The following is a 21,250-nucleotide window of genomic DNA, read 5'->3' as shown; positions in this document are numbered from 1 at the left end:
GGACTCACTCCTCGGTCAGCAGGTGCTTCTCGCGGACCGCGGGCAGCGACAGGGAGCGGTAGCCGGCCTTGTCGAACAGCACGGTCACCTTCTCGGCCTCCCGGCGCACGACCTGGCCGGTGCCCCACTCCGCGTGGCGCACCGACGCGCCCGGCTGGAACTCCCCGTCGGACGGGGTCAGCTCGGCCGCCGTGCCCGCGTCACAGGTGTCGCAGAACCCGCACGGTTCGTCCAGCGTCTCGCCGAAGTAGCCGAGCAGGAACTGGCGGCGGCACGCGGACGTCTCGGCGTACTCGCGCATCACCTCGACGCGGGACCGGTCGAGCTTCTTGCGCTGCTCGGACACCTCGGCGGCGCGCTCGGTCGCCTCCTCCGGGTCGGTGTCGGCGTAGCTGAACTTCCCCTGCCCGGTCTCCTCGACCAGGCCGGTCTGCTCCAGCAGGTTCAGGTTGTTCATCGCCCGGCGGTGCGACTGGTCCACCTCGCCGTCGATCTCCTGCGGGCTGGCCGGGCCGTCCTGCTCGCGCAGGGACTCGGCGAGCTCGGCGATGCCCTCGTCGTCGAAGCGCCGCGCGGTGAGGAACTTCTGCAGGCCCAGGTCCTCCGGCCGGTAGAACAGCATCGCGTCGGCGCGCTCGCCGTCCCGGCCCGCGCGGCCGATCTGCTGGTAGTACGAGTCGACCGACTCCGGAACCGACGCGTGCACGACGAACCGCACGTTCGGCTTGTCGATGCCCATGCCGAACGCCGACGTGGCGACGACGACGTCCACCCGGTCGGCGAGGAAGTCTTCGTGCACGCGTTTGCGGTCGGCCGCCTTCATCCCGGCGTGGTAGGCCACCGCGCCCAGTTCCTCGGCGTAGCGTTCGCTGTCCTTGCGCGTCGCGGCGTACACGAGGCCGGGCTTCTCCGCGTCCCGCACCCACTTCAGCAGGGCGGCGCGCTTGTCCTCCTCGGTGGTGGCGCGGTGCACCGCGAGGTGGAGGTTCGGCCGGTCGAACCCGGACACCACGCGCACCGGGTCGCGCAGGCCGAGGTGCTCGACGATGTCGTCCCGCACCGGCCCGCCCGCGGTCGCGGTCAGCGCCAGCACGCGCGGGTGCCCGAGCCGCTCGATGGCGTGCCCGAGCCGGAGGTAGTCCGGCCGGAAGTCGTGGCCCCACGCGGACACGCAGTGCGCCTCGTCGACGACGAACAGGCTCGGCCGGATCTCGTCGAGCTGCTCCAGGACCTCGTCCTTGGCCAGCTGCTCCGGCGCGAGGAACAGGTACTCGGCGTCGCCGCGGGTGACCGCGTCCCAGGCCTTGCTCGTGGTGCGCGCGGGCTGCGCGGAGTTGACCGCGACCGCGTCCGGGGCGTCGCTGTCCTCGATCTGCCCCACCTGGTCCCGCTGCAACGCGGTCAATGGCGACACGACGAGCGTCGGCCCGTCCATCAGCAGCGCGGGGATCTGGTAGATCGCGGACTTGCCGGACCCGGTCGGCATGACGGCGAGCACGTCGTGCCCGTCGAGCAGCGCTGCCATCGCCGTCAGCTGATCGTCGCGCAGTTCCGCCCAGCCGAAGGTGTCGCGTGCGGTCCGGCGGAGTTCGTCGTGTCTGGACACCGGCGGGGTGTTCCCCCATCCGTGGGGCGGAAACGTCGTAGGCTGCGGACATGCTGGAGGCCTACACCGCACGGGACGAGACCGAGAACGCCGATATGGCGCGGATCCGGGAGGTGCTGGCCACCGCGGCGGACCCGTTCTCGCGGGAGATTCCCTTGCACGTCACCGGTTCCGCCGTGATCGTGCACCCGGAGAGCCGCCGCGTGCTGCTGCGGTGGCACCAGCGTCAGCAGGCGTGGCTGCAGGTCGGCGGGCACGGCGACCCGGGTGAGACGGACCCGCTGGTGATCGCGCTGCGCGAAGGGCGCGAGGAGACCGGGCTGACCGATCTGCGGCCGTGGCCGACCGCGGACCTGCTGCACGCGGTGGTCGTCCCGGTGCCTGCGAAGGGCGCCGAGCCCGCGCACGAGCACGCGGACCTGCGGTACGTGCTGGCGACCGGGCAGCCGGAAGCGGCGCGGCCGGAGAAGCCGGACGCGCCGCTGAAGTGGCTCCCGCTCGACGAAGCGATCGACGCCGTCTCGGAGGACAACCTGCGCGAGACGCTGCGCCGCGTTCAGGAGCGGCTCTAGGTGTGTTTTTGGTCAGGTTGGTTCGGGGGTGTGGCCGCCGATGCCGATGTCGTGTTCGGCGAACCAGGCGTGGGCGCGGCGCAGGTGATGGCTTTCTCGTCGGGCAGGGTTTCGGTGCAGGCCAGGGGGAGTGGTCGTCGGGGATGCGGCCGAGCTTTGCGACATCGACGTGGATCAGCTCGCCCGGGCGGTCGCCTTGGTGGCGGCGGATCGGCTCGCCGGTGGCCCGATCACGCGGCCAGCGGCGGCGGGCCGTGACGGCGCCCGACGCAGCGACCACCCCTGCTCCACGACACCGGGCCAGCCGCAGCCGGCCGGTGGGGCTCAATGGCGCGTTCCGGTGCGCCATCGAGGACCTCCTGGTGATCGGCGTTGTTGCCGCAAGCCACACCGAACCCGGAGGCCTCACCCCTGTCAAGACCGTCCTCAGCGTGTCAGCCAGTCACCAACGTCCCGGACAGCGGATCTAGGAACGTCCCCGGTGCGGGGTCTGGTCGGCGACGCCGTGGCGCAGCGGCGTGTTCGGCTCGGCCGCCGTCTGCTGCTTGGCGGGTGAGCCGCCGGCGTGGCCGGTCACCTCGGGGATCTTGGTGTGCTCGCCGTGCGACGGCTCGGCGCCCTCGTGGAGCTGGCGCTTGCGCACGCGCATCAGCTCGAGCACCGGCAGCCGGTTGGCGTGCTTCAGCTCGTAGGACATCAGCTGGTCGAGCTGCTCCTCGTCGAGCGACCGGATGCGGTGCTGCAGCGAGGCCAGTGGCAGCTCGTCGTACTCGGGCAGCGGTAGTTCGGACATGTGCCAAGGCGTACCCGGGCGGCGGCCGGGCAAACGGTTGGACCCGGCCCGGCCGGGTATGCGCCGGGGGAGAGGAGGACGTCATGACCAACGCCCTGCGCATGGTGCAGACTCACCCCGCCGACCTCGGCGGTCTCGACCCGGAGGCCATCGCCGCGTGCCTGGAGGAGTGCGTGTCCTGCGCCCAGACCTGCACGGCCTGTGCCGACGCCTGCCTGTCCGAACCGGATCCGGGCCCGATGGTGCGGTGCATCAAGCTCGACCAGGACTGCGCCGCCGTGTGCGCCGCGACCGCGCAGGTGCTGTCCCGCCGCGGCGACCCCGCCGGGATCGTCTCCGAGCTGCTCGCGCTGTGCGAGAAGGCCTGCCGGGCGTGCGCCGAGGAGTGCGAGAAGCACGCCGGGCACCACGAGCACTGCGCGGTGTGCGCCGAGGCCTGCCGCAGCTGCGAGGACGCCTGCCAGCAGCTGCGCCAGCACCTAGGCTGACAGCCACACGGCGGAGTCGGGGGCGAGTTCGTCCGCCGGTTCGGCGCTGGCCAGCAGGATCTTCCGGTGCGGCGGCAGCGCGACCGGGGTCGTGCCGAGGTTGACCACGCACACCACCCCCGGCTCGCGCCGGAACGCCAGCACGTCCGGCGCACTGTCCAACCACGACAGTTCCCCGTCCCCGAGTGCGGGGTGCTCCTTGCGGATCCGCAGCGCGTCCCGGTAGAGGCACAGCGTGGAGCCCGGGTCGTCCTCCTGCGCGGTGACCGTCTTCGCGGCCCAGTGCGGGGGCTGCGGCAGCCACGGCGTGCCGGCCGAGAACCCGAACGGCGGCGCCGCGCCGGACCACGGCAGCGGCACCCGGCACCCGTCGCGACCGCGCTTGGTGTGCCCGGACCGCTCCCACGTCGGGTCCTGCAGCACCTCCTCCGGCAGGTCCTCGACCTCCTCCAGCCCCAGCTCCTCGCCCTGGTAGAGGTACGCGCCGCCGGGCAGCGCGAGCATCAGCAGCAACGCGGCCCGCGCCCGCGGCAGCCCGCCGCCGTACCGGGTGACGTGCCGTTTGACGTCGTGGTTGGACAGCACCCAGGTGGCAGGCGCGCCCACCGCGGCGAGCGCGGCGATGCTGGAGTCGATCACCGACCGCAGCTTCCCCGCGTCCCACGGGCAGCGCAGGAAGTCGAAGTTGAACGCGGTGTGCAGCTCGTCCGGCCGCACGTACCGGGCCAGCCGCTGGGGGCTGTCCACCCACGCTTCGGCCACGAAGATCCGGTCGTCGCCGTAGTGGCGGGCGAGCTCGCGCCAGGACCGGAAGATCTCGTGCACGCCGGGCCGGTCCCAGTGCGGGTGGTCGCTGCGGTCCGGCGGCTCGACCAGGCCCTCGTGGTCCAGGCCGAGGTCGGGCAGCGCCGGGTCCTTGACCATGCCGTGGGCGACGTCGATGCGGAACCCGTCCACCCCGCGGTCGAGCCAGAACCGCAGGACGTCAAGGAACTCCGCGCGCACCTCCGGGTGGTCCCAGTTCAGGTCCGGTTGCGTGCTGTCGAACAGGTGCAGGTACCACTGGCCGTCGCCGGCCCGGCTCCACGCGGACCCGCCGAAGACGCTGCGCCAGTCGTTGGGCTCGTCGCGGAACACGTACCGCTCCCGCTCCGGCGAGCCGCGCCCGGCGGCCAGCGCGGCCTGGAACCACGGGTGCCGGTCGCTGGTGTGGTTGGGCACGATGTCGACGATGATCCGCAGGCCGTGCCGGTGCGCCTCGGCGATCAGGGCCTCGGCGTCGGCGAGCGTGCCGAACACCGGGTCGATGTCGCGGTAGTCGGCCACGTCGTAGCCGCCGTCGGCCATCGGCGACGGGTACCACGGGGTGATCCAGAGCGCGTCCACGCCGAGGCCGGACAGGTAGGGGAGTTTCGCGCGGAGGCCGGCCAGGTCCCCGACGCCGTCGCCGGTGCCGTCCGCGAAGCTGCGGATGTAGACCTGGTAGATGACGGCGTCCCGCCACCACTGGCCGCTCACGTCTGCGGCAGGTCGTGGGCCCAGGACACCAGGTGGATCAGCGCGTCGATCTGCCCGCACGGATCCGGGTCCCCCGCGATGAACTCCAGCTGCGCCGCCAGCCCCGCGCTGTCCTGGTTGAGCTCGGCGAGCACGGCGCGCAGGACGGCCCGCAGCGCCGGCTGGAGGTCGTCGATCGGCACGGCCTCGTCGGTCTCGTCGGACAGCGCGATGGTGAACAGGTCCGCGCCCTCCGGTGCGGCGCGGGCCCGCACTTCGCGGGCGATCACCGTGACCAGCTCCGCGCACAGGGGCCGGAGCAGGCCGGCGTCCGGCGCGTCGGCGCCGATCATCCTGGGCAGCACGCGGGACACGGAGTCCAGGTCTTCCCGGTCGAGGCCGTCCACGAGCTGATCGGCCAGGCGCCGCACGTCTCGCTGGGTGTTTTCGTGGCTCATCGGAAGCGAGGATTCCCCTGCCCGGAGGTGCCGAAACTCACGGCCAGCGCTGGGCGGCCGGACGGCCCAGCGGCGGGCTGGACGGGCTGCGCGCGACCGCGACGTCCGCGCCGCCGTGCCAGTCCACGCCGAGACCGCGCAGCGTCACCGCGCGGCTGATGTCGGACGGCGACACGATCCCGACGAGCCGATCGGCGTCGAACACCAGGGCCCGGCCGTCGGCGCACCCGGACATCCGCGGCAGCAACGCCAGCAGCGGCTCGTCCGGGGTGGCGCGCGGAATTTCCGTTGGCGGGCAGGCGATTTCCCCGAGCAGGGTGTTCGGGCGCTGCTCCGGCGGGACGGCCCGCATGCGGGTCAGCGTGACCAGCCCGGCGAACCGGCCGACCGGGTCGACGAGCGGGTAGGCCGAGTGCTGGCGCAGCATGGCGTTGTCCCGCAGGAAGGTCGCCACGGTGGTGGCGGCGGGCGCGGTGGCCGGGCGCATGGTCATCACGTCCCGCACCCGCATGGCGGCGAGGCTGGTGCCGAGTTCGGCGTCGCGTTCCTCGGCCAGCGCCAGGTTGACGATGAACAGGCCGACCAGCAACGGCCACACGCCGAGCCCGATCGGCCCGCGGAGCAGGGTCACCACGCCGAGCGCGCAAACGGCGAAGCCGAGGACGCGGGCGGCACGTGCGCTGCCGAGCGTGGCGCGGTGCCGGTCGTTCCACACCGCCCACAGGATCGACCGCAGCACGCGGCAACCGTCCAGTGGCGCCACCGGGATCAGGTTGAACACACCCAGCACGAGGTTCAGCACCGCGAGGTAGCCGAGCACCGCGCCGGACAGCGAATCGCCGATCGGCGACGTCATCCAGGTGGCGAAGCCGAAGATCGCCGCCAGCAGCAGGCTCATCAGCGGCCCGGCGAACGCCACGCGGAACTCCACGCCGGGCGACCGCGGTTCGCCGCGCAGCCGCGTGACGCCGCCGAGCGACCACAGGGTCACCTCACGGACCTCGAGTCCCGATCGCCGCGCGACGAGTGCGTGCGGGAGTTCGTGGGCGCACAGCGACACCACGAACAGCGCGGCGGTGATCAGGCTCGCCACGATGTAGGCGAACACCCCCTGCACCGGCGCGAGCGGCGCCCACTGGGTGAACGGCAGTGCCACGACCAGCACCCCGGCCATCGCGAAGACACTCCAATGCAGACCCACCCGGATGCCTTCGAACCGGCCCAGCCACACGGTCGTCGCCATCGCCCACTCCCCTCTCGCGCGTAAGTCCCCGTGACACCTCTACCCGCGTTGATCCTCCGTTGAACGTTTCGCCCGGCACGGTTTGGTTTCGGCGCGGAACGGGAAAGCTGAACCAGTACGACCGGCGTCAGACAGGGGACCGGCGAAGATGGACGTGTCACGGAACAGCGAGGTGGCGGCCAGCTGCGGCGGGCTGGCGGAACAGGCCCAGCTGGCGACGCGCGGCTTGTACCACCGCGCCTCCGGGGTGGGCGGCGAAACCGGCATCGACGGCGCCGCGGAGATCTACCAGGTGCTCGGATCGCTCAAGTTGCTCTCCCAGAACGTCGCGCGCAGCCTGCCCGAACTGGGCACGTGGCTGGAACGGCAGCTGTGGCTGGGGAACCTGGACGTGCCGGGTGATCAGGGCGGGTACGAAACGCTGATCACGTCGGTCTTCGACGCCACGGCCGCGCTGGCCAGGGCGCAGGAGGTCACGGTGCGGCTGTGCCAGGAGCTCGCCACCGCGCAGGCCGCGGCCAAGGAGCTCTCGTATTGACCCCGCGCGAGGACGCCATCGGGCTGCGCCGGGTGGAGGACCTCGACCCGCTGATCGACCGCATCGGCGACGCGCGTTTCGTGCTGCTGGGGGAGGCCTCGCACGGCACCGCCGACTTCTACCGGTGGCGCGCGGAGATCACCAAGCGGCTGATCGTGGAGCGGGGCTTTTCGTTCGTCGCCGTGGAGGGCGACTGGCCGGACTGCCACCGCGTGCACTGCTGCGTGGCGGGCGGGCGCGGTGATCCGGAGGCGGTGCTGTCCGGTTTCGACCGGTGGCCGCGCTGGATGTGGGCCAACGACGACGTGGTGGAATTCGCCAGGTGGCTGACGGCGTACAACGCGGCGCGGTTCGGCGACCGCCCGGTGGGTTTCCATGGTCTGGACGTCTACAGCCTGTGGGATTCGCTGCGGGAGATCCTGGGGTACCTGCGCGAGCACCAGCCGGGCCAGGTGGAGACGGCGCTTTCCGCGATGCGCTGCTTCGAGCCGTTCGCCGAGGACCCGCACGACTACGCGTACTCGACGCGGCTCGTGCCGGAAAACTGCGAAAGCGACGTGCTGCGGCTGCTCGCTTCGCTGCGGGAGACCGGCGACGTGCCCGGCTTGGACGCCGGTTTCGTGGCGCGGCAGAACGCCGAGGTGGTCGCCGGGGCGGAGCGCTACTACCGGACGATGGTCCGCGGTGACGTCGAATCGTGGAACGTGCGGGACGAGCACATGACCGACACGCTCGACCGGCTGCTGGAGGCGTACGGCCCGTCGGCGAAGGCCGTGGTGTGGGCGCACAACACGCACATCGGCGACGCGCGGGCGACGGACATGGCCGCGGCCGGGATGCTGAACGTGGGGCAGCTGGTGCGGGAACGCCACCCCGGCGAGTCGTTCACGGTGGGCTTCGGCACGCACCGGGGCACGGTGATGGCCGGCTCGCGGTGGGGCGCGCCGCCGGAGGACATGCCGGTGCCGCCCGCGCGGGAGGACAGCCTGGAGTCGATGCTGCACGCGGCCGTCCCCGACGCCGATTCGCTCTTCCTGCTCGACGAGGTAGGCGAGTGGGCCTCGCAAGTCCGGGGACACCGAGCGGTCGGTGTGGTGTACGACCCGCGATTGGAGTGGCGGGGGAATTACGTGCCGACGATGCTTCCGCGCCGGTACGACGCGTTCTTGTTCTGTGATTTCTCCAGCGCCGTGGTGCCTCTGCACGCCCCGGTGGGGGTTTCTTCTTAGGAATCCGGTCCGCAAGCCGGCAACGAAAAGGAACCACTCCACGAGGCAGTCCCCTCCCGCAACCCGATCCCCAGCCAAATCGGTTGCCGAGCAGTCGGGTCAAGGTACGCTTTCCCGCCTTGACGCGACTTCTCGGCAACCGAACACTGAGAGATCGGGTTCGGGAGGGGCAGATCCGGGCGTAGCGAAGCGAAGCCGGCGCAGTAGATACCCGCGTAGCGGCAGGCGCCTAAGGCCGCCGAGGAGCAGGCAACTCCGGCAGTGGAGTGTGCGCCCGGCAGTTGGTGCACACCAGCAGGGTCGCCAGCGGCTCATCCGCCTCGTTGACGAGCTTGGCGATGCGCAGGGCGGAGTAACCGCATTCTTCGCACGGCACGGGTGGCGCCGCGCGGTCCGGGGCTATCAGTATCCGGGTTGCCGGTTTGGGCTGGCTGAGGGTCATGACTGCTTCCGCGACTCGAGGATGCCGGGGTTCAGCCGGGGTCGGCCCCCGGCGTGTTCGGTTGTGCTCGCCGCTGCCTCGACCGCCGCTCGTGCGGCGGTGCGCAGGTCCTGCCCCCGCGACAACGCGCAGGTCAGGGTCGCGACCAGGGCATCTCCCGCACCGGTGGTGTCGACGACGTGCGCGTCGCCGTGCGGGAGGAACTCGTAGCCGGCCCGGCTGACGAACACGTTGCCGTGGCCGGCCACCTCAAGTACTGCCAAGTCGAGCCCGTGCGCGAGCAGCATAACGCCCGCTTTGACCCCTTCGGCCACATTTCCGACGGGCTGTCCGGTGAGAATTTCCGCTTCCCTGGCGTCGGCGCGGAGGACGTCGGCGCACGCCAGCACCTCTTTGTCCGCGGGCACACCGTCCAGCACCACCCGGGCGCCGGCATCGCGGGCGAGCCGGGCCGCGGCCATCGTCGTGCGGGCCGGTTGCTGCAATTGGACGATGACCGATGACGCGTCCCGGAGCAGTGCGGCCGAGGAGAGCACGTCGTGTTCGGCCACCTGGACGTCTTCGGGGATGTCCTCCAGGTAGCGCCACTGGCCGTGGTCGTCGACGACGTTCACGATGAGCGCCGAGCGGGCGTGTTCCCGCACCACACAGTGCGAGACGTCGATGCCGTCGCCGGCGGCGTGGGTCAGCAGGTCGTGCCCGGCGCGGTCGTCGCCGACCACCGCGAGCAACGCGACCGGCACACCGAGCTGGGCGACGCCGACGGCCTGGTTCGCGCCCTTCCCGCCGAGGATCTCGTCGCGGGAGCGCACCGCGGCCGACGTCCCGGCCTCCGGGGCGTCACCCACGCGCAGGACGAGGTCACGGGCGATCTGCCCGACCACGACCACCTCTGGTGTCACGGCGGGAGCAGTACCCGATACCGATTCGCACTAATCAACCCGAACGGGCGGCACCCGTTCGCGACGCGCTGACCTGCGCTTTCCGGCCCGTCAGGGCGCGACGGCGACCTCGCCGGTGAGAGCGCCTTCCAGCGGCTGCGTCGTCTGTTCGTCCTCGGGCCGCGCGTGCCGGCCGCGGGCGGCGTGCCTGGCTTCGGTGACGAGAGCCGGACCGCCCCACTTCAGGTCCGTGCCCGCGTCGTCGATGCGGTGCCTGCCCATGGTTTCCCTCCCCGATCGAGCGCTGACGCCGGGATACCCCCTGGCCGTTCCGCATACACCTCCCCATCACGGGTGGTCAGCGGCGGCGTTTCCGCACGGTGGCGGCGAAGGTCGCGGCGGTGACGAAGCCGTAGGCGACGTGCGGGACCACGTCGCTGGCCCAGTCGGCGAAGCTCCAGCGGCGCGGGTCGGTGATGCGCAGAACGGTCATCGGCCCGTTGGCGGCGACCAGCGCGGCGCCGGTCGCCGCGAGGCCGCCGGTGACCGTGCCGGGCCGCCACCCCGCGCCGTGCGCGGCACCGTAGGCGGCGCCGACCGCGGTCCCGGTGAGCAGCCCGAGCAGCGCGCCGATGCCGCTCGCCCGAGCCTGTTTCCGCTGCTCGTCGCCGGGGATCTCGACGCCGACGGCGTGCGCGACCTTCTGGACCGTCTGCTCCGGGGTCGAGCTCGCCGGCCGCCCGCGGACGGCCATGTCGACGTAGGTCACGGCGTTGAGGGCGGTGGCCCCGGCCGCCCCGGCGGCGGCGCCCCGCAGGATCGAAGACAGCATTCCGGGCGGATACCCGGCCGCCGGGAGGGCAACCTCTAGGATCGGGGCATGTCCCGGCCGACGACCTTCACCGAGCGTGCCCGCCGGGAGCAGATCATCGAGTGCACCATCGACCTCATCTCGACCAAGGGCTACCGCGGCACGTCGCTGTCCGCGATCGCCGAGGCGGCCGGGATCTCGAAGGCCGCGGTGCTGTACCACTTCGCGTCCAAGGAGAACCTCGCGCAGGCGGCGCTGGAGCAGGTGTTTGAGCAGTTCGGCGACTACGTCCGGGCCAGGGTCGACCGCCAGCCCGACGCCACGTCCGCGGTCACCGCCTACGTGCGCGCCATGATCAGCTACCAGTCGGCCCACCGGCGGCACGTCCGGCTCATCACCGAGGTACTGCTCGACGACGCGAACGGGACGAAGCTCAAGGCGCCCGGCTCGCACGACGCCGGCGGCCGCTGGCAGGGGCTGGCCGCCCTGCTGGAGGACGGCCAGCGCGCCGGGGAGCTGCGCGAATTCGACACCACGACGGTCGCGCTGGCGATCGGCGGCGCGATCGACGGGGTGGTGTCGCACTGGCTCGCGCACCCGGAACTGGACCTGGACGCGGCCGCCGACGAGGTGGAGCGCTTCGTGCTGGCGGCGATCACCTAACGCCGCGCGAAGGCCGGCGCGTGTTCCGGCCGGACGCCGATCCCGCCGAGGTAGGCCGAGACCACCGCGAGGAGCGGGAACCGCTGCACCGCGCGCAGCGGGGGCGGCACGCGGGTCAGGGTGCCCTCGAGTGCCGGCTTCAGCAGCATCTCGTGCTCGCCCAGCTGCGCCCGCTGCGCCACCCGTGTCGGCCACTCGCGTCGCTTTTGGACCTTCGCCAGATCCTGTGTGGACACCCGGCCCTCGGACAACGGGCCGGCGAGGATCCGGGCGGCCGCGACGGCGTCCTGGACCGCCAGGTTCACGCCCACCCCGCCGACCGGTGACATGGTGTGCGCGGCGTCGCCGAGGCACAGCAGACCGTCCACATGCCACTGCGGAAGCCGGCCCATCGAGGTTTCCAGCAGCTTGACGTCGTCCCACGACCGGATCTCGGCCAGCACCTCACTGTCCCAGCCGAACAGTTCCGCGAGCCGCCCGCGGAACCAGTCGAGGCCGCGGGCACGCAGCCGGGCGTCCTCGCCCTTCGGGATGAGGTACGAGGTCTGGTGGTAGTCGCCGCGGTCCATCGTCACCGCGACCTGCCCGTTGCCGAACACGCCGAACACCCGGCCGTCGCGTTCGTCGTTCGGGGGCGCGGGAATCCGCACCTGCCACACGTCCATCGGCAGCGGGAACTCGTCGGGCTGCAGCCCGGCAGCCTGGCGCACCACCGAATCCCGCCCGTCGCAGGCGACGACCAGGTCCGCGGACAGCTCGCCCTCGCCGTCGGAGTCCCGGTAGGTCACCCCGGTCACGCGGCCGTCCGTCCTGCGCAGACCGGTCACCTCGGTGCCCATCCGCAGGTCCAGCGGCTCGGCGGCGGCCAGCAGGTCGAGGAAGTCCCACTGCGGGACCATCCGGATGTGCTTGTGCCGTCCGGGCAGACGGCCGAAGTTCGCCGCGACCACGGTTTCCCCGGCCACCCGCATCCGCATCTCGGTCAGTTCCGGGCCGGGCAGCTCGGCGAACTTCCGGCCCAGGCCCAGCTCGTCCAGAAGGCGCAGAGTGGACGGATGAACGGTGTCCCCGCGGAAGTCGCGCAGGAAATCCCGGTGCTTCTCCAGCACGGCCACCTTGACTCCGGCCCTGGCCAGCAGGACGCTGAGCATCACCCCGGCCGGGCCCCCGCCAACAACGCAGCACGTCACGTGTTCCATGCGGACGATGCTAACCGATCGGTCAGGGGTCTGACCGACCGGTTAGGTGTTGGGTGATCACGGAACGGGTAGCTGTGTCCGGTATGCCGACTACGTGAGGTGGCGATGGAACGCCTGAACGTGGCGCTGGTGGTGGACAACGAGGCGTTCGGCGGCGCGGAGGTCTACGTCCGGCGGCTGCTGCGGTGCCTGCCGTCGTGGGTCGCGCCGAGCCTCGTCGTGGGGGAGCCGCTCGCCGGCGCGTTCCCGGAGCGTGTGCCGAAGCAGATCGTGGCGACGGCGGTGCGGAGCGTGTGGGCCCCGCAGGTGGAGAACGCGCTGCGAGCGCTTTCGCCGGACGTCGTGCAGGTCAACCTGGCCGACGCCGGGGCGAACCTGGCCGCCGTGCAGGCCGCGGAGTCGGTGGCGCCGACCGTGGCGACGCTGCACCGGGTCGGTGGCGCGCCGCAGTCGAGCGCGGTCTGGGACTGCTACCGGCGGCTGGCCGGGGCGCTGGCGCCGTCGCGGATCGTCGAGGCGCGGTTGCGGGACCTGGGCGCGCCCGCCGAGCGGGTGACGCGCATTCGGCCTGGTGTGGACATCCCGGCCTCGCCGGTCGAGCCGTCGGACCGGACGCCGGTCGTGATCGGCGCGATCGGCGGGGCGACCGGCCCGGACCTGCTGTCCGCGGTGGCGACGCTGCGGCGGAGGGGGCGTGTGGTGCGGGTGCTGGTCGCCGGGGACGGGCGGGATCTGGCGGAGCGGGCGCGGGGCCTGCCGGTGCGGTTCCTGGGGCGGCTGCGGGACGTGAGCGCTTTCCTGCGCGGGCTGGACGTGTTCTGCCTGCCGTCGCGGCGGGACACGTTGTCGCTGGCGGTGCTGGAGGCGATGGCGCACGGGGTGCCGTGCGTGACGACCGCGGTGGGGGAGGTGGTGGACGAACTGGCAGGCGCGGCGATGATCGTCCCAGCCGGCGACGGACCGGCACTGGCCGCGGCGCTGGACCGGGTCTGCACGGACATCGCGCTGCGCCGCAAACTCGCCCACGCCGCCCGGGAGAAGGCTGAGCAAGACTTCGACGTGCGTCGCATGGCGGCTGAGACCGCGGACGCCCTGGCGGCGGCGCACAACTTGAGCAGCTCGGCGCGCTGACCACCGCCGGTGGCACTGCCCGCGGCGGGCGGTTGGCTCGCTGCCCGTGCCAATCTGCCGCTGCCACCAGCGGTCAACTCGCGCCACGCTGACCGACTCGCCGCCCCCGTGCCCACCGCCGCCACGGGGGCGGCGCGCGCCGAGGTGGGTGGCGAAGTCCGTGCGATGCTGGCGCCATGACGATGACCCTCAGTGAGGCGGACTTCGCCGCGCCGATCGACCAGCGCTTCTTCGAGGACTACGAGCCGGGCGCGGTCTACGAGTACGGGCACCTCTCGGTCACCGAGAAGGAGATCCTCGACTTCGCCACCCAGTTCGACCCGCAGCCGATCCACACCCGGCCGGAGTGGGCGAACACCGGGCCGTTCGGCGGGCTCATCGCCAGTGGCTGGCACACGACCGGCCTCATGATGCGCCTGTTCGCCGACCACTACCTCTCCCGCAACGCCAGCCTCGCCTCGCCGGGCGTGGACGAGCTGCGCTGGCCCGCGCCGGTCCGGCCGGGCGACTCGCTGCGGCTGCGTGCCACCGTCGTGTCCGCGCGGGCGTCCCGCTCCAAGCCGGACCGCGGGCTCGTCCACACCCGCGGCGAGCTGCTCAACCAGGACGACCAGGTCGTGTTGAGCCTCGTCGCGATGAATCTCGTCGGCCGCCGTCCCTGAACGGGGTTTCGGAACGCTCGGCGGGGCTATCCGGGGGCAATTCGTCCCAAAGGAGTAGTCATGACCGGGCGTTCCGCAACCGCGACCAGGGTCCGCAGACCCGTGCAAACCGCAGCGACCATCGTCGCCGCCGTGTTCCTGCTCGTCGGGATCCTCGGGTTCATCCCGGGGATCACCACCAACTACGACGACCTCACCTTCGCCGGCCACCACTCCGGCGCGATGCTGCTCGGGGTCTTCGCCGTGTCCATCCTGCACAACATCGTGCACCTGCTGTTCGGCGTCGTGGGCCTGGCGCTGGCCCGCACCCCGGGCGGCGCCCGCGGGTTCCTCGTGCTGGGTGGTTTCGTCTACCTGCTGCTGTGGGTCTACGGACTGGTCATCGACCAGGACAGCGGCGCCAACTTCGTGCCGCTGAACAACGCCGACAACTGGCTGCACCTGGGCCTCGGCGTCGGCATGATCGCGCTCGGCTGGGGTCTGACCGCCGTCGAGCGCGGCCGCGAGAACCGCGCGGCCTAGATCCCGGTCAGCTGCGGGATGGTCGCGGTGCGGCCGGCCAGCAGCATGACCAGGGCCTGGATCGGGCCGCGGACCTCCGTGCCCTCGCCCGCGCGCCAGTCGGCGTCCGTCGCGATCAGACGGTGACCCGCCAGGCGTTTGCGGGCGTGGAACGGGAAACCGATCTCCCACAGGTGGTCCGCGGACGCGACCGCCGCCTCGGCCGGCATCGGCAGCCGCCGGCCGAGCGGCATCGCGATGTCCTGCGCGTGGACGTGCACGTCCATCAACGCGTTGTCGAGACTCTGCCGCGGCGCGAGACGGCGCATGCCGACCGCCGTGCGCAGCAGTTCCACCACCTCCGGCGGCGAGAGCCGCGCCGACTCCCGCTTGGTCAGGTCGTAGACCATGCGGTTGAAGTTCCCGCGCGCCCGCAGCGCCGCCTTGAGGACCGTGCCCACTCCGACGTGCGGTGCGAGTGCCACGTGCGTCGCGACGTCGTGGACCGTCCAGCCGTCGCACAGCGACGGGTACGTCCGCTCGACGTCGGTGAGGGTCTCGTAGAGGTCGGCGATCCGCGCGCGTTCCGCGTCGATCGCCAGCCACTTGTCGTTCTGTTCCATGGGAACCTCGCCCGAAAGTGGTAAGATGGTCTGACTAGTTTAGGCAAGTTCTCTGACTATCGTCAAGGAGCCCGCGTGAACACCGGACTGCTGCTCTACATCCCGTACCGCCACCTGGAGAACCGGGTGATGGACGCGATCCGCGCCGCCGGGTTCGAGGTGACGCTCGCGCAGGCGCGGCTGCTGCAGCGGCTCAACCCGGCCGGCAGCAGGCTGACCGAGCTGGCCGAGGCGGCGCAGGTGACGAAGCAGACCGCCGGGTTCCTGGTCGACCAGCTGGAGAAGGCCGGTTACGTGCAGCGGGTGCCGGACCCGCGGGACGGCCGGGCGCGCCTGATCCACGCCACGGACAAGGCCCGCGAGGCGGCGCCCGTCGCGGAGGCCGAGATCGCCCGCATCGAGGCGGAGTGGGAGCAGCACGTGGGCAAGCGCCGGATGGCGCAGTTGCGGGAGACGTTGGAGAAGCTCTGTGAGATCACCGATCCCTACCGCTGAGGCGGCACCGCTGAAACGAGCTCCGTGGCGGCGCGGCGCCGGCTCGACGCTGCCACGAAAAGCTCCGCGACGCGGCGCCAGCTCGACGCTGTCACCAGGAACACGGCGGCGCGGCGCGGGCCAGCCGACCCGCATCGTGCCCGTGCGGTTCACCCCCACCGCACCCTCGACGGCCGCGGTCTACCGCGTCACCGGGCCACAGCCGGCGTTCGTCAAGATCCTCCAGGCCCCACGGCATTCCGCGGTGTTCGCGACCATCCCCGCCGGCCTCCGGGAGCGGTTCGCGCGCGAGTTCCCCTGGCGCGGTGAGGCGGACTTCCTCCGGTCCGGCTTCCGGCTGCCGCCCGGCCTGCGCACCCCCGCCGTCTTCCGCATCGACGAGCTGGGCGACGACCGCGTGGCGATGTGGCTGGAAGACGTCCAGTGCGCGGACCTCCCCTGGGACCCGCCCCGGTTCGAGCGCGCCGCGCACCTGCTCGGCCGCTGGGCCGGGCGGCGGCTCGGCGGCCCGCCCGGGCCGGCGCTCCGGATCCTCGCCGAAGGCCGGCTCCACCTGGACGCCATGACCCGCGACGACCAGCGCGCGCTCGCACGCCGGGTGCCGGACCTGCTCGACCGCCTCGACGCGCTGCCGCAGACCCTCGGGCACCACGACGCCTGCCCGCAGAACCTCCTGGTGCCGCGGGACGAGCCGGACACGTTCGTGGTGATCGACGTCGGCTGGCAGTGCCCGCTCCCGGTCGGCTCCGACCTGGGCCAGCTCCTCGTCGGGCTGGCCGACGAGGGCGAGTTGCCGGTCGCCGCCCTGCCCGCGCTGCGCGAGCTGGTCCTCGACGCCTACCGGGACGGCCTGCGCGCCGAAGGCCACGCCATCAGCAGGGACGAAATCGCCTTCGGCTGCGACGCCGCACTGGCGATCCGCAGCGCGTTCCACACGCCACCGGAGCTGTCCGCATACCTGACGCGGCTCGGCCTCGCGGCTTAGGACTGCGCGTCGGCGGCGGGCGGCTCGGTCTCGTCGTGCTGCCAGAGCGCCGACCACACCAGGCCGCGGTTCTCCGTGCCGCCGGTCCGGGTCGTGCTCTCGGGCTGCTCCGGCCACAGGTTGATGGCGCCGGCCGGAATCCGGTGGGTCGTCATGCGGTTCACGGTATGCACCACGTGTTTCACCCCCGTTGCCGGGACCGCGCAGGTGCGAGTCAGGTCACTAGTCGAAGAACCGGGCGAGGTGCGCCGCGCCCGGCGCCTCCGCCGAACCGTCCTTGACCGGCCGCAGCTCGGCGAAGATGCTGGCCCCGTCACAGCCCGCGTGCAGCGGGAACCAGGTGCGCGGCGAGCCGGGCCTGCGGCAGATGCCCTTGATCGTCTGCACGTCCAGCATCCGCACGTGCGTCGGGTCGGCCACCGCGTTCACGTAGCGCCACCACGGTGACAGCACGTAGGCGATGCCGTCCGGGCGCAGCACCCGGTGCACCTCGTCCACCAGCGGCAGGAAGTCGATCAGGTGCTCCAGGATGTGCACCAGGAACACCCGGTCCGCGCACGAGTCCGCGAACGGCAGCGGCCCGGACAGGTCGGCGACCACGTCCACCTCACCGGTGGTCATCAGGTCCACGCCGAGGTTGCCCGGGTACTGCTTCTGGCCGCCGCAGCCGAGGTCGAGGATCAGCGGGTCCCGCCCGCCGACCCGGACGCGGTCCCACACGCCGAACACCCCGTCCAGCCGCCCGATCAGATCACGCGCGGTGTCCAGGTGCGCCCGCTCGCCGACCTCGCCGGTCAGGTGCGCGACGCCGCGGTCGAAGCGGACCTCCAGGTCGAGTCCACGCAACCGCTCGTCGTACTTGAACAACTCGTCCGCCGCCCGGCCCAGGAACTCGTCCCGGAGCCGGAGGCGCTGCTGGGAAACGGGCTCGGTCATGATCCTCACGGGGGAACGACGTCGTAGGCTTCGGTGTCCCGGTTCACCACCGTAGTCGGTGACTCCAGGTGCACGGCCCCGGTGGGCAGGATGCCCGCCGCGCCGTACTTGGCGGCGACCTTCATCTGCGCCAGCACGTCCTCGCCGCAGTGCTCCGGCGGCAGTTCCTGCCAGAACTCGAACCCGCCGACGTTGACCAGCGCCTCGCGGTCGAACATCACGCAACCGCCGACCCAGGCGACCTTGTACGCGGTCCACTTCGGACGGTGCCGGACCCGCTCCGACAGGTGCGTCGGGTTGGCCGCGTTGTGCAGGGTCCAGCGCCGCCACTCACGCGTGCCGGGCGTGATCTGCTCCGGCTCCGGCCTGTCCTCCCACTCTTCGTACGGCTCCAGCTCGTGCGGCCGCCGGTCGTCCAGATAGGACAGTCCGGTGACGGCGTTCCCGACCATCCCGCAGCCCAGCTCGCTGATCGCCGAGTGCAGGCGGGTGATCGCGCCGGGTTCGAGCCACACGTCGTCGTCGAGGAACAAGACGTAGTCCGCTTTGGATTGGTCCAGCAGGTGGTTGCGCTGCTGCGCCAGCCCGCGCCGGGGCAGGTTCCGGCTCAGCTGGACCGGGTGGCCCTGGTGCCGCAGCACCCGGACCATCGCCTCGGCGGCCGGAGACTCGTAGGACGCGTCCCCGTCGGACTGGTCGGCCACGTGCACCGCGAAGTCCGGGAAGTCCTGCGCGGCCAGGCCGGACAGGGTAACGGCGAGTTCGGCGGGACGGTTGCGGGTGGGGATGAGGACGTCGACCCTCACGCGCCCTCCCCGACCGGCGCGGAAGTGCGGATCTTCTCGATCACCGACGTCGTCGAGTGGTCGGCGACGTACCCGAGCACGCGGACCTCGCCGCCGTAGGAACGCACGGTCGGCGCCTCCGGCAGCATGTTCTCGGTATAGTCGCCGCCCTTGACGTAGAGCTGCGGCTCCAGCAGCTTCAGCAGCTCGACCGGGGTGTCCTCGTCGAACACCGCCACGTGGTCCACGCAGCTGAGCGCGGACAGCACGGCGGCGCGATCCTGCGCGGTGTTCACCGGCCGGTCCGGGCCCTTCAGCCGTCGCACGCTCTCGTCGGAGTTGACCGCGACGATCAGCACGTCGCCGAGCCGCTTGGCTTCGTTGAGGTAGGTGATGTGCCCGCGGTGCAGCACGTCGAAGCAGCCGTTGGTGAACACCACCCGTCGCCCGGCCTCGCGGTGCGCGGCGACCGCGCGGGCGAGTTCGGCGGCGGGCACCGCGGCCTCGCGTTCCCGGCTCAGCGCCAGGGACAGCTGCGCCTGGGTGCAGATCGCGGTGCCGTCCTGGTGCACCACGACGTTCGCCGCCGCCTGCGCCAGCTCCATGCAGCTCGTGGTCGGCAGGCCGGCGGCCCGCGCCAGCACGAGCGCCGCCGCGAACGTGTCGCCGGCGCCGCTGGCCTGGCTCTCCGGCGCGGGATCGGCCCACGTGCGGTAGCCGCGGCCCTCGCCGGTGAGCAGCATCGCGCCGTGCCGGTCCATCGTCACGACCGCGGCCGCGGCGCCGGTCTTGTCCAGCAGTGTCCGCCGCTCGTCCTCGAACAGGCGCGCGCGTTCCTCGCCCGGCTCCGGCAGGTCGGCGCCGAGCAGGTTCGCCGCCTCCGCGGCGTTCGGGGTGACGAGGTCGGGCCGGGCCTGCTGCCAGTGCTCGAAGTCGTGTGCGTCGACGACCAGCAGCGGGATGTCCGCCCGCAGCCGCGCCACCGCGTCCCGCAGCGGTTTGCCGAGCAGGCCGTTGCCGTAGTCGCACACCATCAGCGCGTCCGCGCCGGCGAGCGCCTTTTCCAGTGCCTTGGTGAGGCGGTTGGTCTGCACCGCGGGCAGGTCGTCGCGGTCGCCCTCGTCGAACCGCAGCAGCACCTGGTCGTCGGCGACCACGCGCTGCTTGCTGGTGCTGCGCCGCGACGGCGCGGTGAGCAGGTTCTCGGTGTCGACGCCGTGGGAGTCCAACAGCGCGGCCAGTTCCCGGCCGGGTTCGTCGTCGCCGACGACGCTGACGAACCGGGCCCGCGCGCCGAGCGCGGCGAGGTTCGCCGCGGTGTTCGCCGCCCCGCCGGGCGACAGGGCGCGCGCGCCCACGTCGACGACGGGCGCCGGGGCCTCGCGGCAGATGCGCTCGCAGTGGCCGGACAGCCACACGTCGAGGATCGCGTCGCCGAGCACCACGACCGTGGGCGCGGTCTCCGACAGCAGCCGGACGAGGTCCGGCGTGATGGGGGCCACGTCCTTGGTCTCGCCTGCCATGTCCACCTCCACTCCTTCTCCTGCTCCACCAGTAGCCGGATCTTGGGCGAACAAACATTTCCGTTTGCTGCCTGCGGAAACGGGCACCTTGAGCGCGTGGTGAATTCCGACGCAGGGCCCGCGGTCGGCCCGATCGAAGCGAAGTGGCCGGACGTGCGCAGGATCGCCGTGCTGCGCGGTGGTGGTCTGGGGGATCTGCTGTTCGCGGTGCCGGCGATGGCCGCGCTGCGGGCGGCCTACCCGGACGCCGAGATCGTGTTGCTGGGCACGGAACTGCACCGTGAGCTGTTCGCCGGGCGCCCGTCGCCGGTGACCGAGGTGCGTCCGATGCCGCCGTACGAGAACGTGCACGAGCCGGCCGGGAAGCCGTTCGACGCGGCGGAGCAGCAGGCCTGGTTCGACGCGCTGAAGCCGGTCGACCTGGCCGTGCAGCTGCACGGCGGCGGGCGCAACTCCAACCCGTTCCTGCGCAGGCTGGAACCGCGGTACCTGGTCGGCGCGCGGACGCCGGACGCCGGGGAGGCCGACCGGTGGCTGCCGTTCCGGTACTACCAGCACGAGGTGCTGCGCGCGCTGGAGGTCGCCGGGCTGGCCGGGGCGCGGCCGGTGGAGCTGGAACCGTCCATCACGGTGACCGACGCCGATCGCGCGGCGGCGGATCAGGTGCTGGAGGGGCTGCCGGAGCCGCTGGTCGTGGTGCACCCCGGCGCCGGTGACCCGCGCCGCCGGTGGCCCGCGGAGCGGTTCGCCGAGATCGCGGCCAAGCTCGCGGCGGGCGGGCGCGGTGTGGTGGTGATCGGGGCGCCGGACGAACGTGAACTGGTCGAGCGGGTGGCCGGACTTGCCGGGCCGCCGGTGCGCGCGCTGACGTCGCTGAGCATGTCCGCGCTGGTGGGGGTGCTGGACCGGTGCTCGGCGTTCGCCGGCAACGACAGCGGCCCGCGGCACCTGGCGGCGGCGGTCGGCGCGCCGACGGTCAGCGTCTACTGGATGGGCAACGTGGTGAACGCGGGGCCGCTCGGCCGGTCGCGGCACCGGGTGCTGATCTCGTGGACGGCGAACTGCCCGGTGTGCGGCGTCGACTGCACGCGCGAGGACCTGCCCCGCTGCGAGCACGACGACTCGTTTGTGGCGACGGTCCCGGTCGAACACGTGCTGGGGGAGCTGGAGGAGCTGCTCGCCGGCCGGT

The 21,250-nt window shown here is 72.3% G+C and carries 25 protein-coding genes and 2 pseudogenes; 11 read left to right on the top strand and 16 right to left on the bottom strand.

From position 1 onward, the window contains the following. Positions 1 to 4 precede the first annotated feature (4 nt). The gene (locus tag AMY39116_RS0339330; protein ID WP_020423076.1) at positions 5 to 1,606 is read right to left on the bottom strand and encodes a RecQ family ATP-dependent DNA helicase; all 1,602 of its coding nucleotides are present in this window, start codon (positions 1,604 to 1,606) and stop codon (positions 5 to 7) included. 50 nt (positions 1,607 to 1,656) lie between these two features. Here AMY39116_RS0339330 and AMY39116_RS0339325 point away from each other — a divergent pair, with 50 nt between their 5' ends. Beyond that, positions 1,657 to 2,178, top strand: coding sequence for an NUDIX hydrolase (locus AMY39116_RS0339325; RefSeq protein ID WP_020423075.1), 522 nt, complete (start codon positions 1,657 to 1,659; stop codon positions 2,176 to 2,178). 136 nt (positions 2,179 to 2,314) lie between these two features. Here the strand turns inward: AMY39116_RS0339325 and AMY39116_RS46465 are convergent. The 3 genes and pseudogenes from AMY39116_RS46465 to AMY39116_RS0339320 all read right to left on the bottom strand — a co-directional run. Further along, positions 2,315 to 2,410: pseudogene (locus tag AMY39116_RS46465) on the bottom strand (IS481 family transposase); the annotation flags it as partial. A gap of 20 nt (positions 2,411 to 2,430) precedes the next feature. Next, a pseudogene (locus AMY39116_RS48215) lies at positions 2,431 to 2,527 on the bottom strand (IS481 family transposase); the annotation flags it as partial. A 117-nt stretch (positions 2,528 to 2,644) separates the two neighbouring features. Further along, positions 2,645 to 2,971 carry a hypothetical protein gene (locus AMY39116_RS0339320; RefSeq protein WP_020423074.1) on the bottom strand — a complete coding sequence of 109 codons (327 nt, stop codon included), beginning with the start codon at positions 2,969 to 2,971 and terminating at the stop codon, positions 2,645 to 2,647. A gap of 83 nt (positions 2,972 to 3,054) precedes the next feature. Here AMY39116_RS0339320 and AMY39116_RS0339315 point away from each other — a divergent pair, with 83 nt between their 5' ends. Further along, positions 3,055 to 3,459, top strand: coding sequence for a four-helix bundle copper-binding protein (locus AMY39116_RS0339315; protein WP_020423073.1), 405 nt, complete (start codon positions 3,055 to 3,057; stop codon positions 3,457 to 3,459). Here AMY39116_RS0339315 and AMY39116_RS0339310 read toward each other — a convergent pair. Genes AMY39116_RS0339310 through AMY39116_RS0339300 form a run of 3 tightly spaced genes read right to left on the bottom strand, consistent with a single transcriptional unit; the run spans position 3,451 to position 6,657 of the window. Further along, positions 3,451 to 4,977 carry a glycoside hydrolase family 13 protein gene (locus tag AMY39116_RS0339310; protein ID WP_020423072.1) on the bottom strand — a complete coding sequence of 509 codons (1,527 nt, stop codon included), beginning with the start codon at positions 4,975 to 4,977 and terminating at the stop codon, positions 3,451 to 3,453. The two genes, AMY39116_RS0339315 and AMY39116_RS0339310, sit on opposite strands and share 9 nt — an antisense overlap. Beyond that, complete coding sequence (locus tag AMY39116_RS0339305) at positions 4,974 to 5,414, bottom strand: hypothetical protein (RefSeq protein ID WP_020423071.1); 441 nt, start codon at positions 5,412 to 5,414, stop codon at positions 4,974 to 4,976. The genes AMY39116_RS0339310 and AMY39116_RS0339305 overlap by 4 nt, the downstream gene beginning before the upstream one ends. Positions 5,415 to 5,451: 37 nt before the next feature. Beyond that, complete coding sequence (locus tag AMY39116_RS0339300; protein ID WP_020423070.1) at positions 5,452 to 6,657, bottom strand: site-2 protease family protein; 1,206 nt, start codon at positions 6,655 to 6,657, stop codon at positions 5,452 to 5,454. 148 nt (positions 6,658 to 6,805) lie between these two features. On the opposite strand from AMY39116_RS0339300, the gene AMY39116_RS0339295 reads away from it, so the two are divergent. Together AMY39116_RS0339295 and AMY39116_RS0339290 are read left to right on the top strand one after the other, a co-directional pair. Continuing rightward, a complete protein-coding gene (locus tag AMY39116_RS0339295) occupies positions 6,806 to 7,195 on the top strand; it encodes a hypothetical protein (RefSeq protein ID WP_020423069.1) in 390 nt (129 codons plus the stop codon). Continuing rightward, positions 7,192 to 8,424 (top strand): erythromycin esterase family protein, encoded by a 1,233-nt coding sequence (locus AMY39116_RS0339290; protein ID WP_020423068.1) that lies wholly within the window; start codon positions 7,192 to 7,194, stop codon positions 8,422 to 8,424. Before AMY39116_RS0339295 ends, AMY39116_RS0339290 begins: the two co-directional genes overlap by 4 nt. Positions 8,425 to 8,862: 438 nt before the next feature. On the opposite strand, the gene AMY39116_RS0339280 is transcribed toward AMY39116_RS0339290, so the two are convergent. From AMY39116_RS0339280 to AMY39116_RS0339270, 3 genes are all read right to left on the bottom strand, one after another. Further along, positions 8,863 to 9,768 carry a PfkB family carbohydrate kinase gene (locus AMY39116_RS0339280; RefSeq protein ID WP_235716319.1) on the bottom strand — a complete coding sequence of 302 codons (906 nt, stop codon included), beginning with the start codon at positions 9,766 to 9,768 and terminating at the stop codon, positions 8,863 to 8,865. A gap of 90 nt (positions 9,769 to 9,858) precedes the next feature. Continuing rightward, entirely contained in the window at positions 9,859 to 10,029 is a 171-nt protein-coding gene (locus AMY39116_RS46935) for a hypothetical protein (protein ID WP_020423065.1), read from the bottom strand. A 76-nt stretch (positions 10,030 to 10,105) separates the two neighbouring features. Next, positions 10,106 to 10,579, bottom strand: a complete 474-nt coding sequence (locus AMY39116_RS0339270) for a hypothetical protein (RefSeq protein ID WP_020423064.1) — start codon at positions 10,577 to 10,579, stop codon at positions 10,106 to 10,108. 48 nt (positions 10,580 to 10,627) lie between these two features. Here AMY39116_RS0339270 and AMY39116_RS0339265 point away from each other — a divergent pair, with 48 nt between their 5' ends. Continuing rightward, positions 10,628 to 11,221, top strand: a complete 594-nt coding sequence (locus AMY39116_RS0339265) for a TetR/AcrR family transcriptional regulator (protein ID WP_020423063.1) — start codon at positions 10,628 to 10,630, stop codon at positions 11,219 to 11,221. On the opposite strand, the gene AMY39116_RS0339260 is transcribed toward AMY39116_RS0339265, so the two are convergent. Beyond that, positions 11,218 to 12,420: an FAD-dependent oxidoreductase gene (locus AMY39116_RS0339260; RefSeq protein WP_027936624.1), complete on the bottom strand. Its 1,203-nt coding sequence runs from the start codon at positions 12,418 to 12,420 to the stop codon at positions 11,218 to 11,220. The two genes, AMY39116_RS0339265 and AMY39116_RS0339260, sit on opposite strands and share 4 nt — an antisense overlap. Before the next feature lie 105 nt (positions 12,421 to 12,525). Here AMY39116_RS0339260 and AMY39116_RS0339255 point away from each other — a divergent pair, with 105 nt between their 5' ends. The 3 genes from AMY39116_RS0339255 to AMY39116_RS0339245 all read left to right on the top strand — a co-directional run bounded on the left by AMY39116_RS0339255 (position 12,526) and on the right by AMY39116_RS0339245 (position 14,735). Then, on the top strand, positions 12,526 to 13,551 hold the full coding sequence (locus AMY39116_RS0339255; protein ID WP_039792059.1) for a glycosyltransferase family 4 protein: 1,026 nt from the start codon (positions 12,526 to 12,528) through the stop codon (positions 13,549 to 13,551). 176 nt (positions 13,552 to 13,727) lie between these two features. Beyond that, the gene (locus AMY39116_RS0339250; RefSeq protein WP_020423060.1) at positions 13,728 to 14,213 is read left to right on the top strand and encodes a MaoC family dehydratase; all 486 of its coding nucleotides are present in this window, start codon (positions 13,728 to 13,730) and stop codon (positions 14,211 to 14,213) included. A 60-nt stretch (positions 14,214 to 14,273) separates the two neighbouring features. Continuing rightward, positions 14,274 to 14,735, top strand: a complete 462-nt coding sequence (locus tag AMY39116_RS0339245) for a DUF4383 domain-containing protein (protein WP_020423059.1) — start codon at positions 14,274 to 14,276, stop codon at positions 14,733 to 14,735. Here the strand turns inward: AMY39116_RS0339245 and AMY39116_RS0339240 are convergent. Then, positions 14,732 to 15,337 carry a maleylpyruvate isomerase family mycothiol-dependent enzyme gene (locus AMY39116_RS0339240; protein ID WP_020423058.1) on the bottom strand — a complete coding sequence of 202 codons (606 nt, stop codon included), beginning with the start codon at positions 15,335 to 15,337 and terminating at the stop codon, positions 14,732 to 14,734. The two genes, AMY39116_RS0339245 and AMY39116_RS0339240, sit on opposite strands and share 4 nt — an antisense overlap. Before the next feature lie 75 nt (positions 15,338 to 15,412). Here AMY39116_RS0339240 and AMY39116_RS0339235 point away from each other — a divergent pair, with 75 nt between their 5' ends. After that, on the top strand, positions 15,413 to 15,832 hold the full coding sequence (locus tag AMY39116_RS0339235) for a MarR family winged helix-turn-helix transcriptional regulator (RefSeq protein WP_020423057.1): 420 nt from the start codon (positions 15,413 to 15,415) through the stop codon (positions 15,830 to 15,832). Positions 15,833 to 15,974: 142 nt separating this feature from the next. Beyond that, positions 15,975 to 16,817, top strand: a complete 843-nt coding sequence (locus tag AMY39116_RS0339230; protein WP_235716318.1) for a hypothetical protein — start codon at positions 15,975 to 15,977, stop codon at positions 16,815 to 16,817. On the opposite strand, the gene AMY39116_RS46930 is transcribed toward AMY39116_RS0339230, so the two are convergent. The 4 genes from AMY39116_RS46930 to rfaE2 all read right to left on the bottom strand — a co-directional run bounded on the left by AMY39116_RS46930 (position 16,814) and on the right by rfaE2 (position 20,061). Then, the gene (locus tag AMY39116_RS46930) at positions 16,814 to 16,972 is read right to left on the bottom strand and encodes a hypothetical protein (protein WP_017984551.1); all 159 of its coding nucleotides are present in this window, start codon (positions 16,970 to 16,972) and stop codon (positions 16,814 to 16,816) included. The two genes, AMY39116_RS0339230 and AMY39116_RS46930, sit on opposite strands and share 4 nt — an antisense overlap. Positions 16,973 to 17,039: 67 nt before the next feature. Further along, entirely contained in the window at positions 17,040 to 17,753 is a 714-nt protein-coding gene (locus tag AMY39116_RS0339220; protein ID WP_020423055.1) for a methyltransferase domain-containing protein, read from the bottom strand. Between the two features lie 5 nt (positions 17,754 to 17,758). After that, the gene (locus AMY39116_RS44300; RefSeq protein WP_020423054.1) at positions 17,759 to 18,559 is read right to left on the bottom strand and encodes a glycosyltransferase family 2 protein; all 801 of its coding nucleotides are present in this window, start codon (positions 18,557 to 18,559) and stop codon (positions 17,759 to 17,761) included. Further along, positions 18,556 to 20,061, bottom strand: coding sequence for a D-glycero-beta-D-manno-heptose 1-phosphate adenylyltransferase (gene rfaE2 / locus AMY39116_RS0339210; RefSeq protein WP_235716317.1), 1,506 nt, complete (start codon positions 20,059 to 20,061; stop codon positions 18,556 to 18,558). Before rfaE2 ends, AMY39116_RS44300 begins: the two co-directional genes overlap by 4 nt. Positions 20,062 to 20,157: 96 nt before the next feature. On the opposite strand from rfaE2, the gene AMY39116_RS0339205 reads away from it, so the two are divergent. After that, positions 20,158 to 21,250, top strand: a 1,093-nt coding sequence (locus AMY39116_RS0339205) for a glycosyltransferase family 9 protein (protein WP_020423052.1), incomplete at its 3' end; no start/stop codon positions are given.

The organism is Amycolatopsis sp. ATCC 39116, from assembly GCF_000231075.2.
GTDB lineage: Bacteria > Actinomycetota > Actinomycetes > Mycobacteriales > Pseudonocardiaceae > Amycolatopsis_E > Amycolatopsis_E tucumanensis.
This window is presented reverse-complemented; position numbering and strand designations above follow the sequence as displayed.

Excerpts from the sequence above, each read along its gene's own strand:
- AMY39116_RS0339295 (WP_020423069.1), top strand. The coding sequence starts at position 6,806 with ATGGACGTGTCACGGAACAGCGAGGTGGCGGCCAGCTGCGGCGGGCTG.
- AMY39116_RS0339220 (WP_020423055.1), bottom strand. The coding sequence starts at position 17,753 with ATGACCGAGCCCGTTTCCCAGCAGCGCCTCCGGCTCCGGGACGAGTTC.
- AMY39116_RS0339305 (WP_020423071.1), bottom strand. The coding sequence starts at position 5,414 with ATGAGCCACGAAAACACCCAGCGAGACGTGCGGCGCCTGGCCGATCAG.
- AMY39116_RS0339240 (WP_020423058.1), bottom strand. The coding sequence starts at position 15,337 with ATGGAACAGAACGACAAGTGGCTGGCGATCGACGCGGAACGCGCGCGG.
- AMY39116_RS0339260 (WP_027936624.1), bottom strand. The coding sequence starts at position 12,420 with ATGGAACACGTGACGTGCTGCGTTGTTGGCGGGGGCCCGGCCGGGGTG.
- AMY39116_RS0339320 (WP_020423074.1), bottom strand. The coding sequence starts at position 2,971 with ATGTCCGAACTACCGCTGCCCGAGTACGACGAGCTGCCACTGGCCTCG.
- AMY39116_RS0339250 (WP_020423060.1), top strand. The coding sequence starts at position 13,728 with ATGACGATGACCCTCAGTGAGGCGGACTTCGCCGCGCCGATCGACCAG.
- AMY39116_RS0339325 (WP_020423075.1), top strand. The coding sequence starts at position 1,657 with ATGCTGGAGGCCTACACCGCACGGGACGAGACCGAGAACGCCGATATG.
- rfaE2 (WP_235716317.1), bottom strand. The coding sequence starts at position 20,061 with ATGGCAGGCGAGACCAAGGACGTGGCCCCCATCACGCCGGACCTCGTC.
- AMY39116_RS0339315 (WP_020423073.1), top strand. The coding sequence starts at position 3,055 with ATGACCAACGCCCTGCGCATGGTGCAGACTCACCCCGCCGACCTCGGC.
- AMY39116_RS0339270 (WP_020423064.1), bottom strand. The coding sequence starts at position 10,579 with ATGCTGTCTTCGATCCTGCGGGGCGCCGCCGCCGGGGCGGCCGGGGCC.
- AMY39116_RS46935 (WP_020423065.1), bottom strand. The coding sequence starts at position 10,029 with ATGGGCAGGCACCGCATCGACGACGCGGGCACGGACCTGAAGTGGGGC.
- AMY39116_RS0339300 (WP_020423070.1), bottom strand. The coding sequence starts at position 6,657 with ATGGCGACGACCGTGTGGCTGGGCCGGTTCGAAGGCATCCGGGTGGGT.
- AMY39116_RS46930 (WP_017984551.1), bottom strand. The coding sequence starts at position 16,972 with ATGACGACCCACCGGATTCCGGCCGGCGCCATCAACCTGTGGCCGGAG.
- AMY39116_RS0339245 (WP_020423059.1), top strand. The coding sequence starts at position 14,274 with ATGACCGGGCGTTCCGCAACCGCGACCAGGGTCCGCAGACCCGTGCAA.
- AMY39116_RS0339265 (WP_020423063.1), top strand. The coding sequence starts at position 10,628 with ATGTCCCGGCCGACGACCTTCACCGAGCGTGCCCGCCGGGAGCAGATC.
- AMY39116_RS0339255 (WP_039792059.1), top strand. The coding sequence starts at position 12,526 with ATGGAACGCCTGAACGTGGCGCTGGTGGTGGACAACGAGGCGTTCGGC.